The 14,289-nt window shown below is 25.2% G+C and carries 12 protein-coding genes and 1 pseudogene; all 13 read left to right on the top strand.

Translation table 11 applies throughout. The features are described from left to right. Positions 1–268 precede the first annotated feature (268 nt). Positions 269–952, top strand: coding sequence for a YveK family protein (locus GBZ86_RS06595; RefSeq protein ID WP_152888935.1), 684 nt, complete (start codon positions 269–271; stop codon positions 950–952). Between the two features lie 45 nt (positions 953–997). After that, entirely contained in the window at positions 998–2,320 is a 1,323-nt protein-coding gene (locus GBZ86_RS06590; protein WP_152888933.1) for a polysaccharide biosynthesis protein, read from the top strand. A gap of 121 nt (positions 2,321–2,441) precedes the next feature. Continuing rightward, positions 2,442–3,569, top strand: coding sequence for an IS4 family transposase (locus tag GBZ86_RS06585; RefSeq protein ID WP_152888931.1), 1,128 nt, complete (start codon positions 2,442–2,444; stop codon positions 3,567–3,569). Positions 3,570–3,724: 155 nt separating this feature from the next. Next, positions 3,725–4,357, top strand: a pseudogene (locus tag GBZ86_RS06580) (polysaccharide biosynthesis protein); the annotation flags it as partial. Between the two features lie 10 nt (positions 4,358–4,367). Beyond that, positions 4,368–4,958 carry a sugar transferase gene (locus GBZ86_RS06575; RefSeq protein WP_152888929.1) on the top strand — a complete coding sequence of 197 codons (591 nt, stop codon included), beginning with the start codon at positions 4,368–4,370 and terminating at the stop codon, positions 4,956–4,958. A 21-nt stretch (positions 4,959–4,979) separates the two neighbouring features. Further along, positions 4,980–5,882, top strand: coding sequence for an NAD-dependent epimerase/dehydratase family protein (locus GBZ86_RS06570; RefSeq protein WP_152888927.1), 903 nt, complete (start codon positions 4,980–4,982; stop codon positions 5,880–5,882). Next, entirely contained in the window at positions 5,883–7,073 is a 1,191-nt protein-coding gene (locus GBZ86_RS06565; protein ID WP_152888925.1) for a glycosyltransferase family 4 protein, read from the top strand. A gap of 16 nt (positions 7,074–7,089) precedes the next feature. Further along, positions 7,090–8,154, top strand: coding sequence for a polysaccharide biosynthesis protein (locus GBZ86_RS06560; RefSeq protein ID WP_152888923.1), 1,065 nt, complete (start codon positions 7,090–7,092; stop codon positions 8,152–8,154). 11 nt (positions 8,155–8,165) lie between these two features. Further along, positions 8,166–9,275 (top strand): polysaccharide biosynthesis C-terminal domain-containing protein, encoded by a 1,110-nt coding sequence (locus GBZ86_RS06555; protein ID WP_152888921.1) that lies wholly within the window; start codon positions 8,166–8,168, stop codon positions 9,273–9,275. A 2-nt stretch (positions 9,276–9,277) separates the two neighbouring features. Next, entirely contained in the window at positions 9,278–10,402 is a 1,125-nt protein-coding gene (wecB, locus tag GBZ86_RS06550) for a non-hydrolyzing UDP-N-acetylglucosamine 2-epimerase (RefSeq protein WP_152888920.1), read from the top strand. Between the two features lie 15 nt (positions 10,403–10,417). Next, entirely contained in the window at positions 10,418–11,242 is an 825-nt protein-coding gene (locus GBZ86_RS06545; protein ID WP_152888918.1) for a glycosyltransferase family 2 protein, read from the top strand. Positions 11,243–11,250: 8 nt separating this feature from the next. After that, the gene (locus GBZ86_RS06540; protein ID WP_152888916.1) at positions 11,251–12,360 is read left to right on the top strand and encodes a glycosyltransferase; all 1,110 of its coding nucleotides are present in this window, start codon (positions 11,251–11,253) and stop codon (positions 12,358–12,360) included. A gap of 22 nt (positions 12,361–12,382) precedes the next feature. Continuing rightward, the coding region (locus GBZ86_RS06535; RefSeq protein ID WP_152888915.1) for a pLS20_p028 family conjugation system transmembrane protein at positions 12,383–14,289 on the top strand (1,907 nt) is incomplete at its 3' end.

Raw genomic sequence — 14,289 nt, 5'->3', positions numbered from 1 at the left:
TATTTTTATAGAAAGAAATAGTCATTAAATGTAGAAAAATGTAAAACGAACGAAATTAACATAAAACTTTTCATTTGATAAAATTAATATGTAATTGAAAAAAAATACAAATATATTTTAAAATGGTTAATTAGTATTAATATTAAATTTATTACAAAATAAATTATGAATGGATAAAAAATTTATTTTGATAATTTATATACAATTATGTATTTAATATGAGTATTTGTATTTTAATTTACTTTTTATTAAAAATAAGGAGGTATATATGGGGGAACAGGTTATAAGTTTTAATGATATTTTTAAAGCTATAAAAAAAAGATGGAAGCTCATGGTTATACTAACGGTATTATTGACAATAGCTTCAGGAATAATAAGTTTTTTTGTAATTAAGCCACAGTATGAAGGTATAGTTAAATTATTTATTGGTAAAGAACAATCTTCTTCATCTGAAAAAGGTTATGACAATAATGATGTAATGATGTATCAAAATTTAATAAAAACATATGCAGAAGTAGTTCAAACATCAGATCTTATAACTAATGCTATGAAAAATAATAATATAAATAAACAAACTTCAGAAATATTAGCAGGATTAACTGTTGTACCAAGAGCTGATACTCAAATATTAGAAATTAAATTTAAGAGTGGAAATAAAGAAGAAGTGGTATCAGTTTTAAATGCTATAAGTGATGAGTTTATGCATAAAGCAAATGAATTAGTTGAAAATGGTAATGTACAAGTTATACAAAAAGCTGAAATACCTACATCACCAGTAAGTCCAAATAAATTATTAAATATGGTAATTGCTTTTATTTTAGGAATTATGATTAGTTTAGGAATAATTTTTTTATTAGAATACTTAGATAATACATTTAAAAGCAGAAAAGATGTGGAGAATTATTTTAATATACCCGTTATAGGAGCTATACCAAAACAAGATGAATTATAGAAAAGAAATTTAATATTTCTTTATTTATAATGGGGGAGGGATAAAATGGAAAGTTTAAGGAGGATTAAGGTTTTACTGTTATTTTTAGTAGATATCTTTTTTATTAACATAGCTTATGCTTTTAGTTTTTTTATAAAACATTCTTTTAACTTTTCCTATGAAAAGCTAGATGTATATATAAAATATGCACCTATTATAGTTTTACTATATATTGTTCCTTTAATATTTATGAGAATGTATAGAAGCTTATGGAGATTAGCTGGCATAGATGAGTTTATGAGAGGAGTTATAGCCTGTTTTTTAGGAGTAGGATTTAATTTAATCTTTATGACTACCATTAGTAATGGTATTCCAGTAATGATTACATTGATGTCAGGAATATTTATAACAGTTTTATTAATTGGTTTTAGACTTTCTTTTAGAGTATATAGAAGAATGTCTTTATATGGAACATTATTAAATAAAATTCCTAAAAGTAATGTGCTTATAATTGGAGCAGGTGCTTGTGGAAGAATTGTTTTAACAGAAATGAAAAGAGAATCAGGTGCTGGATTTAAGCCCATTGGAGTAATAGATGATGATAAGCACAAAATAGGAACTTTTATAAATGGAGTTAAAGTTTTAGGAGATAGAAAGTATATTAAAGAAGCTGTAAAGAATAATAATGTGGATTTAATACTTATAGCAATTCCAAGTTTAAGTTCAGATGATAAAAAAGAAATAATAGCCTTATGTCATGAAACAAAAACAAAAGTTAAACTTATGCCTGGACTTTATGAAATGATTGGAGGACAAGTTAATTTAACTAAAATGAGAGATGTGGATCTTAAAGATTTACTAGGTAGAGAGGAAGTGAAATTAGATAAAAAAAATATAAAAAAATATATAAATTTCAAAAGAGTATTAGTAACTGGTGGAGGAGGTTCTATAGGATCAGAACTTTGTAGACAAATAGCCTATTTTAATCCAAAAGAGTTAATAATATTAGATATTTATGAAAATAACGCATATGAATTACAAAATGAATTATCAAGAGTATTTCCAAATGTTAACCAAAAAGTAGTAATAGCATCTGTAAGAGATAAACTGAAAATAGAAAATGTATTTGATAAGTATAAACCACAAGTTGTTTTTCATGCAGCAGCGCATAAACATGTTCCACTTATGGAATTTAATCCAGAAGAAGCCATAAAAAATAACGTGGTAGGTACATTAAATGTGGCAGAGGCAGCTAGTAAATACGGTGTGGATAAATTTGTTTTAATATCAACAGACAAAGCAGTTAATCCAACAAATGTTATGGGTGCTACAAAAAGAATATGTGAAATGATAATACAGGCTATAAATCTGACTCACGGACACTTATAATCCAATTTATGTAATTATGAGTTTCTATAAAAAAATAATTTTGAAAATAATAAAAAACCATCACTTTTTAGTGTAAAATTTATTTGCAAAAACAAAAAATAAACAAAAAGGATGGTTTTTAATGATCAAAATAAATGACCAAGAATATATTACTACAAATTTACTTAAAAATCTAGAAAAAATGGTTCCATTATCTTTGAATAGATTAAAAAATTTAGCTGCTTTAGTCTTTGGAATAGTTATAGGAGAGTCAGTTTTAGTTTCAAATATAGCTCAAGAATTGAAAGATAACTATTCAGAAGGTACAGAAGCAAGTAAAATCAAAAGAATTTATAGATTCTTACTTAATGATAAATTTGATTCAGAAGAAATTTATAGATTTTTCATATACAATGCTTTGAAGAACTATAAAAATTTTAACAATAAAATTGATGTTATTGTTGATCATACAACAATTGAAGATAAGTTTGTAATACTTCAATTTGTAATGAGAGTAGGAAAAAGATCGGTGCCACTTTGGTATAAAGTATTCCGATATAAAGAAGAAGGTAATAAAAGCTTTACCTATGTTAAAGAAGGTTTGAATTTTGTATATTCAATTTTAAAACCTTATAATTTTGAAGTTACCATTTTAGCTGATAGAGGTTTTAAATCTATAGATTTATTTAAATTTATAGAAGAAGATTTAAAGTGGTATTACTGTATTAGATGTACTAAGGACATGCTTATCGAAATACAAAATAAGCCTAACATTAAGGTGCTTTCTGATATAAAGCTAACCAAATCAAGAGCTAAATATTTTTATGATGTAAAGTTGTCAGCTCAAGAGCATGTTTGTAATCTTGCTATTAATAAAGATTCCGATAGTGATGATGCTTGGTATATTGCAAATAATATCGATGGACCTAAAGCAATTTTAAGGTATAAAAGAAGGTTTGAAATTGAAGAAACATTTAAAGATTTTAAAAGTGGTGGATTTAATCTTGAAGAAACTTGGAGTAAAAATATAACATTTATAAAGAACTTATATTTGTGTATTAGTATAGCTTATTATTTTGTAATATCAATAGGAACTATTTGTATGAAAAATAAGAAAAATAAAATTATATCAGTAACTAGGAAGTTAAAAGGAAAAGAAAGAAGAGTTTATAGTTTATTTAGATCTGGACTTAAGTGGATAAAAAGAGCTTACTATCAATGTAGGAAAAAATATTATCTGAAATTTTCTTTTTTAATTTATGAGTTGTGATAAACATTTAAAATTTAATAAAAATATAAAATACTTTATTGAGTTATACGCTGTAGACCCTATATATTGAAAATAAGTAATAAATTTGATTGGTATTTTAAAATCGAAATATTTTTCATTAGTAAAGTAATTTATTGTAAAATAACTGTCTGTGAATCAGGGCTATAAATAGTAAAAGTAAAACAGAATTTGTGGCAGTTAGATTTGGAAATGTTCTTGGTAGTAATGGTTCTGTAATACCATTATTCAAAAAACAAATAGCGGAAGGTGGGCCAATAACTCTAACAAACAAGCATATAACAAGATACTTTATGCTTATTCCAGAAGCAGCTCAGCTTGTTCTTCAAGCAGGAGCCTATGCAAAAGGGGGAGAAATATTTGTATTAGACATGGGAAAACCAGTTAAAATACATGATTTAGCTAAAAACTTAATAAAACTTTCAGGATATGAACCTTATGAGGAAATAGACATAGAAATAACAGGTCTTAGACCAGGAGAAAAGTTATATGAAGAACTTCTTATGGATGAAGAAGGATTAAAAGAAACACCTCATAAGAAAATATTTATAGGTAAGCCAGGAAAATTTGATTTAGAAAAATTAAAAGAAGATATAAATGAATTATTACATTTAAGTAAGTATGGAAATGGTGAACAATTAAGATGCAAAATTGAAAAAGTTGTACCTACTTACTTTAGAAAAAATAAACAGAGTAAAGAAAAAAAAGAAAAAGGGGAAGACATATTATTTAGTGAAACTGCTATGCTACCAAATAGAATAAAAGCATAGGAGAGTTTATATGAAAAGAGCGTTTGATTTTATTATAAGTTTAATTTCATTAATAATTTTGATACCCATAATATGTATTATTTCAATAATAATAAAAGCAACATCACAAGGTCCTATATTTTTTAAACAAAGAAGAATAGGAAAAAATAATGAAGAATTTAAAATATTAAAATTTAGAACTATGAGAATTGATACACCTAATGTAGCTACCCACTTATTAAAAAATGCAGAAAGTTTTATAACACCTATTGGAAAAGTTTTAAGAAAAACAAGCTTAGATGAATTACCACAGTTAATAAATATATTAAAAGGTGATATGAGTTTAGTTGGTCCAAGACCTGCTCTTTATAATCAATATGATTTAATTAATTTAAGAACAAAGTTAGGAGTACATAAATTAGTACCTGGATTAACAGGATGGGCTCAAATAAATGGAAGAGATGAAATAGAGATTCTAGACAAAGTTAAATTAGATGAAGAGTATAGAAAAATTCACAGCTTTTTTATGGATTTTAAAATAATATTTTTAACTGTTTTTAAAGTTTTAAAAAGTGATGGTGTTAGTGAAGGTGTTAAAACACAAAAGACAATTGATAGATAAAGGTATAGAAATGGTGATTAAATGAAGATCTTAATTACAGGTGTATATGGTATAGTAGGAAGTTATTTAAATGAATACTTAAAAATTAATAATAATGTTATAGGAATAGGAAAAAGAAAAGAATTTAAAAAGTGTTGTAAATATTATTCTTGTGATATTACAGATAAAAATAAACTAGAAAGTATTATAAAAGAAAATAAAGATATAGATATAATTATTCACTGTGCTGCATTAGCTCATAATAAGGGAAATGATTTATCTTATGATAAATTTATGAAGGTTAATTATGAAGCAACAAAGTATTTAGTAGATTTAAGCAAAGAATATTTAAATCTTAAAAACTTTATATTTCTAAGTACTATATCTGTTTATGGAGAAAAATTAAATAAGGATAGTTACATAGAAATAGATTCATGTAATCCTAAAAGTCCCTATGCCATAGCAAAGAAAAAATCAGAAGATTATATAATAGAAAATTATAATAAAAATTATTCTATTTTAAGATTAGCTCCAGTTTATTCTAAAGATTTTACTTTAAATATAGAAAGAAGAAGTAAGGTAAAGGGTATCCCTTATAAGGTAGGAGATGGAAGTCAAAAACTGAGTTTATGTAATATAAGAAATATTTATGAAGCAGTAAATTATATAATTAATAATTCAGAAAAAGAAAAATGTTCTATATACAATATATCAGATAATGTTATATATGATTTTAATGATTTATTAGAGTTTATAGGGTTTAGATATGCAAAATTAAAAGTTCCTAAATTTTTATTTAAGGTATTACATAATGTAAATAAAAAGATTATGGGAAAACAATTTATACATGAAAATACCATAAAGCTTATAAGTGATAACATATATTCTTCTGAAAAAATTAGTAGAAAAGTTAATATGAGATTTAATATTAAGGATGTAATATAGATGAAAATATTAGTAGTAACTCAATATTTTTGGCCAGAAGATTTTAGAGTTAATGATATATGTGAAGGACTTAAAGAAGCAGGACACCAAGTTGAAGTATTAACAGGACTACCTAATTATCCAGAGGGAAAAATATTTAAAGGTTATTCTTTATTTAAAAAAAGACCTAAAGAATATAAGGGTATGAAAGTTATGAGGGTGCCTATGGTGCCGAGAGGAAAAAATAGTGCTTTAATGTTAGCTTTAAATTATATTTCATTTATGATAATGGCGTCATTAAAAGCTGTTACATTGTTTAAAAAATATGATAGAGTATTTGTTTTTCAAGTATCCCCTATAACTTCAGCAGTGCCAGCTATAATTTTATCTAAAATAAAAAAAATTCCTTCATATATATATGTACAAGATTTATGGCCAGAAACTTTTTATTCCATAGTAAATATATCAAATAAAAGAGTAAGAAGTTTAATGAAGAGAATTTGTAATAGAATATACGGAGCTTTTGATAAATTGCTATTAGCTTCTAAGGGATATGAAAATATATTTATAAAAGAAGGAATTAATAAAAATAAATTAGAGTATTTTCCTCAATGGGCAGAAGATTTTTACAGTAATAAAAATGAGAATATAGATTTAAATAAAACAGATTTTATAGTAACTTTTGCAGGGAATATTGGAAAAGCTCAAAGTGTAGATACTATTATAAAGGCTGCGAATTTAGCAAAAGAGCATAAAAGAATAAAGTGGCACATAATAGGGGATGGAAGTGAGTTTGAAAGTATAAAAAACCTTGTAAAAGATTATTGTTTACATGAAACTGTTAAATTATTTGGAAGAAAACCTTCTAAAGATATGCCTAAATATTTTTCTCAATCAGATGCACTTATTGTTACTTTAAAGGATGAAGAAATTTTAAAGGTTACTTTACCAGCAAAAGTACAATCTTACATGGCAGCAAGTAAACCTATATTAGCAGCTATAAGTGGAGAAGGAAACAGAGTAATAAAGGAAAGTAATTCTGGTATTACTACAGAAGCAGAAGATTATGAAGGATTATATGATAATGTAATGAAACTACATAAAATGAATGAAGAACAAAGAAAAACTATGGGTAATAATGGGAAAAAGTATTTTGAAGAAAATTTTACACGATATAAATTATTAAAAAAGTTAAACATAATATTAAATTAGCAAGGGAGGGTGTTTTATGTTTAAAGACAAAGTACTTTTAATAACAGGGGGCACAGGTTCTTTTGGACATACTGTTCTAGAGAGATTTATAGATACAGATATTAAAGAAATAAGAGTTTTTTCAAGGGATGAAAAAAAACAAGATGATATGAGAAACCATATTAAAAATGATAAGGTTAAATATTACATAGGTGATGTACGCGATATTGAAAGTTTAAATTATGCAATGAAGGGTGTGGATTATGTTTTTCATGCGGCCGCATTAAAGCAAGTTCCTTCTTGTGAGTTTTACCCAATGGAAGCGGTGAAAACCAATGTGGAAGGTTCGGATAATGTATTTAAATCAGCCATAGAACATGGAGTTAAAAAGGTAATACTTTTAAGTACAGATAAAGCAGTTTATCCAGTAAATGCTATGGGTATATCAAAGGCATTAGCAGAAAAAGCTATGGTAGCAAGAGCAAGAGCAGCTCATGAAGATGAAACTGTATTTTGTGGAACAAGATATGGAAATGTTATGGCATCAAGAGGATCAGTTATTCCTTTATTTGTAGAATTAATGAAAGAAGGTAAGGATTTAACAGTAACAGATCCAGAAATGACAAGATATATGATGTCTTTAGAAGAGTCTGTTGACTTAGTATTATATGCTTTTAAAAATGGTAATCAGGGAGATATATTTGTTCAAAAAGCACCTGCATGTACTATTCTAGAATTAGCTACAGCATTAAAAGAGCTTTTTAATTCAGAGGTAGGAATAAAAATAATAGGAGCTAGACATGGAGAGAAAGCTTATGAAACTCTTTTAACTAAAGAGGAGTTTGTTAAAGCAGAAGACCATGGAAATTATTTTAGAATTCCATCAGATAATAGAGATTTAAATTATGCTAAGTACTTTACTGAAGGTAATGGTTCAAGAAGAAACCAAGAAGAATATAATTCAGATAACACAAACAGAATAAATGTGGAAGAAGTTAAAAAGATGTTATTAAAGTTACCTTATATTAGAGAGGAATTAGCAAAGTTTAATGAAGAAAATTCAGAAAATGATGAAGCTTTAGAAGAAGTAGCAGTAGTATAGGAGAATTTAAAATGAAAGTATTAGTAACGGGAGCTAATGGATTTATAGGTAAGAATTTAATAGCTAAATTAAATGAATTAGGGAATTATGAAGTAATTTCAATAGATAAAGAGAATTCTAAAGAGGAATTAGTTGAAGGTGTTAAAAAGTCAGATTTTATAATTCATTTAGCAGGCATAAATAGACCTAAAAATGAAAGTGAGTTTTTTCAAGGCAATACTGGATTAACAGAGGAAATAGTAAAAATATTAAAGGAGTATAAAAAGAATAGCCCTATTTTAATAACTTCTTCTATACAAGCAGATTTAGATAATGCTTATGGAAAAAGTAAAAAAGGTGCTGAAGAGGCTCTATTAGCTTATAAATATGATACTGGAGCTAAAGTTTTTATATATAGATTACCTAATGTATTTGGTAAGTGGTGTAAACCAAATTATAATTCAGCCGTAGCTACCTTCTGTCATAATATTGCTAGAGATGAAAAAGTATGGGTTTCAGATGGAAATAAGGAGTTAACTTTAGTTTATATAGATGATGTAGTAAGAAATATTATACATACTATGGATAATAAAGATGAGGCTTTAAGTGGATTTTTAACTGTGGATGTAGAACATAAAGCTACACTTAGAGAAATAGTTAACTTACTAAATTCTTTTAAAAATAGTAGAGAAACTTTAAGTATTCCTAATATGGAAAATGAATTAACTAAGAAGTTATACAGTACATATTTAAGTTATTTACCAGAAGATAAATTTAGTTACCCATTAAAAATGCATATTGATGATAGAGGTTCTTTTACTGAGTTTATAAAAAATAAAGATAGAGGACAAGTATCAGTAAATATATCTAAACCAGGAATAACAAAGGGAAATCACTGGCACCATACGAAAAATGAAAAGTTTTTAGTAGTTAGTGGTGAAGGGATTATAAAGCTTAAAAAAATAGATAGTGATGAAATCATAGAATACAAAGTAAGTGAAGAAAAACTAGAAGTGGTAGACATACCTGTAGGTTATACACACAGTATAGAGAATACTGGAGATAAAGACATGGTAACAGTTATGTGGGTAAACGAAATTTTTGATAAGGAAAAACCAGATACTATTTATTTGGAGGTATAGTAATGAAAAAGCTTAAAGTAATGACAATAGTAGGGACAAGACCTGAAATTATAAGACTTGCAGAAACAATAAAAAAATGTGATGAATATTTTGAACACATATTAGTTCATACAGGACAAAACTGGGATTATACATTAAATGATGTATTTTTTAAAGAATTAGAATTAAGAGAACCTAATTATTTTTTAGGGGTTGTAGGTAATGACTTAGGAGAAACCATGGGTAATATAATATCAAAAAGTTATTACATATTAGAAAAAGAAAAGCCAGATGCGTTATTAATCTTAGGTGATACTAATAGTTGTTTAAGTGCTATTGCAGCAAAAAGATTAAAAATTCCAGTATTTCATATGGAAGCAGGGAATAGATGCTTTGATCAAAATGTTCCTGAAGAAATTAATAGAAGAATAGTAGATGTTACTAGTGATGTTAATATGGCTTATACAGAACATGCAAGAAGATACTTATTATCAGAAGGTATGAGGAAAGAATACACCTTTGTTACAGGCTCACCACTACCAGAAGTATTTAAAAAATATATGGATAAAATAGATGAAAGTGATGTACTAGAAAGATTAACCTTGCAAAAAGGTAAATATATTTTAGTAAGTGCTCATAGAGAAGAGAACATAGACAATAATGAAAATTTTAAAAATTTAATAGATGCATTAAACTCTATAGCAGAAATTTATAATATGCCAGTAATATATTCAACTCATCCAAGAAGTTGGAAGAGAATAGAGGAAAAAGGAATTAACTTTCATGAAAATATAAAACAATTAAAGCCATTTGGGTTCTATGATTATAACAAACTTCAAAAAGAAGCCTTTTGTGTATTATCAGACAGTGGATCACTAGCAGAAGAATCAAGTATTATGGGATTTCCAGCAGTATCAATAAGAACAAGTACAGAAAGACCAGAAGCTATAGATAAAGGTTCAGTTATATTAGGAGGAATAACCTTTGATAGTATAACTCAAGCTATGGAAGTTATAACTAAGGAGAGAACATTAGGAGAAGAGGTAATTAAAGCTCATGATTATACAGATACTAATGTTTCTATAAAGGTTGTGAATATAATTCAAGGATATACTTCTGTGATTAATAAGTTTATATGGAGAAAGTAGATAGGAGTAAACAATATGGCAAATATTACAGCTATAGTTTTAACAAAAAATGAGGAAAAGAATATTGTTAAATGTATAAATAATTTAAAAAGATTTTGTAAAGATATACTTATTATTGACAGTTATAGTACAGATAAAACTTTAGAGTTATGCGAAAAACTAAAAGTAAAGGTTGTTCAAAGAAAATTTATAGATCATTCCGAACAATTTAATTGGGCTTTAGAAAATTCAAATATTAATACTGAGTGGATTATAAGAGTTGATGCTGATGAAGAATTTACAGACGAATTAATAAATGAAATAAAAGAAAAGATTGATAACATTCCTAATAATGTATCAGGAATAGTTTTAAAAGCAAGAGTTTACTTTATGGGAAAATGGATAAAACATGGAGGAATATATCCATTGCATTTATTAAGATTATTTAGAACAGGATCAGCTTATTCAGAAAAAAGAGAAATGGATGAACATATAGTAGTAAAATATGGGGAAATAATTAAATTTAACAATGATTTTATTAATAACAGTAATAATACATTAACACAATGGATTGATAAACATAATTGGTATTCAAATAAGGAACTAAAAGCTTATTTAAATAGAAATAATGACTTAAGCACTTTAGCAGATAAACAAAATATGAAAAGACGTTGGTTAAAAAATAAAGTGTTTTATAAAATACCATTATTTACAAGGGCGAAATTATATTATCTTTATAGATATTATATTAAATTAGGATTTTTAGATGGACAAGAAGGTAAAATATTTCATTTTTTACAAGCTTATTGGTATAGGTTCTTAGTAGATTCTAAGATTTATGAAAAGAAAGTTAAAAATTAGGTAGAGAAATGAAAAAGATAATTTTTGTAAATGATACGGCAGCAACAATGTGTGGAGCTGTAACTATTTTAAAAGAATTTATTAAGAATATAACTAAAAATCTTGATAACAACTATATATTTTATATTTTTTGTAGTATCGATTTAAAAGAGTTTGAAACAGAAAATATACATATTGTAAATAATATAAAAGCAAAAAAATGGATTGATAGAATAAAATGGGATATTTTTGGAATGAAATTTTGGGCAAAAAAGAATAGTATAAATCCTGATTTAATAATTTCACTTCAAAATACAGGAATTATGTCTTTTAAAAATGTACCTAAGATGACATATATTCATCAAGCTATACCTTATAACAAAGAAATTAAATGGAATATTTTAAATAAAGAAGAACAAAGATATATTTTCTATAAATATATATATAAATGTTTAATAGGTATAACAACAGTAAAAAATATAATAATTGTTCAATGTAATTGGATGAAGAAAGAAGTTATAAAAGCTCACAAATTTAATCCTAAGGATGTATATGTAATAGAACCAAAATTAAATTTAAAAAAGTTTAAACAACAAAATAATAATAAATTTTTAAGTGAAGATAATGAATTAAAGCTCCTATATCCAGCAGGATATACAAAGTATAAAAATCATAAAATATTAATAGAAGCTTTAAATGAAATAAAAAAGATTAAGCCTAATATAAAGTTTAAATTATATTTAACAATAGAAAAAGATACAAATAAAGAATTTTTTGAAAAAATAAAAGAATTAAATATGGAAAAAGAAGTGGTGTTTTTGGGGAATGTTAAATTTGAGAGCTTAGTTGATTTTTATAAAAATTGCAATATTGTTTTGTTTCCTAGTTATCTTGAAACTGTAGGATTACCATTGTTAGAAGCTGCTTATTTTGGAAAATATATTATTGTATCAGATATTCAATATGCTAGAAATGCTTTAAAAAACTATACAGGTGTTACATATTGTAAACATAATAATTTTAAAGAATGGTCAAAGGCAATTATTAATAATGAAAATTCTAAAAGAATTTATGAATTTAAAAATAATAGAAAAGATGATGCTAATATTATAAAATTAATAAAAATTTCAACTAATTAAAATAAAAAAAGAGAGATAAATTATGAATAAAATAATTAGTAAATGTAGAGGATGTTTTATAATAAGTGTTTTAATAGCTCATTGTCCAATAAAAAGTTCATATAAATTATTAAATAATATTTGGTCAATTTTAGGGACAATTGGAGTTGTAGGTTTTTTTATTTTATCAGATTTTTTATTTGCATATAATAAAGATTCATTTAATGAATTAATAAAAAAAAAGATTAAAAATTTAGTTATACCGTGGTTTATTTGTTCAACAGTAATATTTGTTATTACTTCTATATTGGGGGAAAATAGCAATGAAATGAATTTTATTGATTATATTAAGTTTATTTTTGGATATGGAAGTTTATATTATTTTATTACAGTATTAATAAGTATGTTTATAGTTTTTTATGTAATAAAGAAAAGTAATATATTACTGTCTGTATTACTTATTATTACTCCAATTAATATAATGTTATCTTATCTAAATATAATTTCAATAGATAACAAATATTTAGATGTATTAAATTGGATATCTTTTTTTACTATAGGTTATATTTTAAATAAAAAAAATTTACATAAATATGTTATTCAATTAATAAAAAATAATTTATTTGATTTATATTTCTTAGATAAAAATGGATTTCAATTGGACAAACAAAAAAATAATTTAAAAGAAGATAAAGTATTAAACATAGATATTAATGAAAAAATAGAAGATTCTAGAGTAATTACTAAGGATATTTTTAATAAAAAAGTTACAATGAATGATAGAGGAGAAAATGAAATTGTAAATTTAGATAAAGGATGGTTTAAATTAGATGAACAATATTATAGATATAATATTGACTTTATTATTGTAATAATATCCCTTGGTGCAACAGGAATAACTTTACTTTGTGTAGCATTAAAGGTAGCTAGATTATTATTTGAATTGGCATTTAATAAGCTTTTTGCTATACTTTTTGCTTTTGCAGATATAGATGATGGAAAAAAAATAAGAGAAATTTTAAAGAATATACTATCTATTTTTGCAGTTTTATTTGCTACAGCAATAATGGTTAAGTTATATATTATTTTTACAACTTGGATTGGATCTAAAATGGGAAATGTTGAAGTTGGATTAGGTTTTAGCTCAGAGAATTTAGCAAAAATTTTAGTTCAAATTGGAGCGTCTATAGCGGTTATTGATGGACCTAATATAATAGAAAAAGTTTTAGGCATAGATGCTGGTTTAAGAGGCGGATTTGGAACAGTAATGAGTGCTTATGGTGTTGCTAAAGGGTTAGGCCTTAGTAGAAAAACTATTTCTAGTGGCGCAAAATTGGTAGGAAAAGCTGCAGGAACATCTGCTAATATAGGTGCTGGTATGTTAGGAGGAATAGTAGGAATAAATAAAGGAAAAGGTTCATCATTGCAAGAACAAGATAATTTAAAAAATAATTCTAATATAAAAGATAAAAATCTTCAGAATGAAATGAATAATTACAAAAGTAATAGTTCTTCAAATATAGATAATAAAAACAATGATAAAGAAAATATGAATACAAAAAATAAACAAAATAATAGTATGATTAATAATAATGAAAATGATTTAAGTACATTAAAAGCTAAAAATAATAAAATAGCAGATGATTTTAATGATAATAAATCTTTAAGTTTAGGAAATGAAATAAAAGACAATAACAAAAGTGATATTATGGAAAATAATAATAATAAATTAAATAATATAAATGGATATAAAGGTAATAGTTTAAATGAACAAATGAAAAATCAAGATAATAATAACTCTTTAAATTCTGAAACAAATAAACAAAGGGAATCACAACCAAAAACATATGATAAAAATTCTTTAGATTATAACAATAGATATAAAGGAAATAGTTTGGATGAAGAAATGAAAAATAATAATAACTTTAAACAACCTAATAAAAATAGTGA

Origin of the sequence: Clostridium tarantellae (assembly GCF_009295725.1) — a bacterium.
GTDB lineage: Bacteria > Bacillota > Clostridia > Clostridiales > Clostridiaceae > Sarcina > Sarcina tarantellae.
This window is presented reverse-complemented; position numbering and strand designations above follow the sequence as displayed.

What these genes read in the sequence shown, in the direction of transcription:
- GBZ86_RS06555 (WP_152888921.1), top strand. Translation starts at nt 8,166, where the DNA reads ATGAAAGTATTAGTAACGGGAGCTAATGGATTTATAGGTAAGAATTTA.
- GBZ86_RS06540 (WP_152888916.1), top strand. Translation starts at nt 11,251, where the DNA reads ATGAAAAAGATAATTTTTGTAAATGATACGGCAGCAACAATGTGTGGA.
- GBZ86_RS06585 (WP_152888931.1), top strand. Translation starts at nt 2,442, where the DNA reads ATGATCAAAATAAATGACCAAGAATATATTACTACAAATTTACTTAAA.
- GBZ86_RS06545 (WP_152888918.1), top strand. Translation starts at nt 10,418, where the DNA reads ATGGCAAATATTACAGCTATAGTTTTAACAAAAAATGAGGAAAAGAAT.
- GBZ86_RS06560 (WP_152888923.1), top strand. Translation starts at nt 7,090, where the DNA reads ATGTTTAAAGACAAAGTACTTTTAATAACAGGGGGCACAGGTTCTTTT.
- GBZ86_RS06595 (WP_152888935.1), top strand. Translation starts at nt 269, where the DNA reads ATGGGGGAACAGGTTATAAGTTTTAATGATATTTTTAAAGCTATAAAA.
- wecB (WP_152888920.1), top strand. Translation starts at nt 9,278, where the DNA reads ATGAAAAAGCTTAAAGTAATGACAATAGTAGGGACAAGACCTGAAATT.
- GBZ86_RS06590 (WP_152888933.1), top strand. Translation starts at nt 998, where the DNA reads ATGGAAAGTTTAAGGAGGATTAAGGTTTTACTGTTATTTTTAGTAGAT.
- GBZ86_RS06565 (WP_152888925.1), top strand. Translation starts at nt 5,883, where the DNA reads ATGAAAATATTAGTAGTAACTCAATATTTTTGGCCAGAAGATTTTAGA.
- GBZ86_RS06575 (WP_152888929.1), top strand. Translation starts at nt 4,368, where the DNA reads ATGAAAAGAGCGTTTGATTTTATTATAAGTTTAATTTCATTAATAATT.
- GBZ86_RS06570 (WP_152888927.1), top strand. Translation starts at nt 4,980, where the DNA reads ATGAAGATCTTAATTACAGGTGTATATGGTATAGTAGGAAGTTATTTA.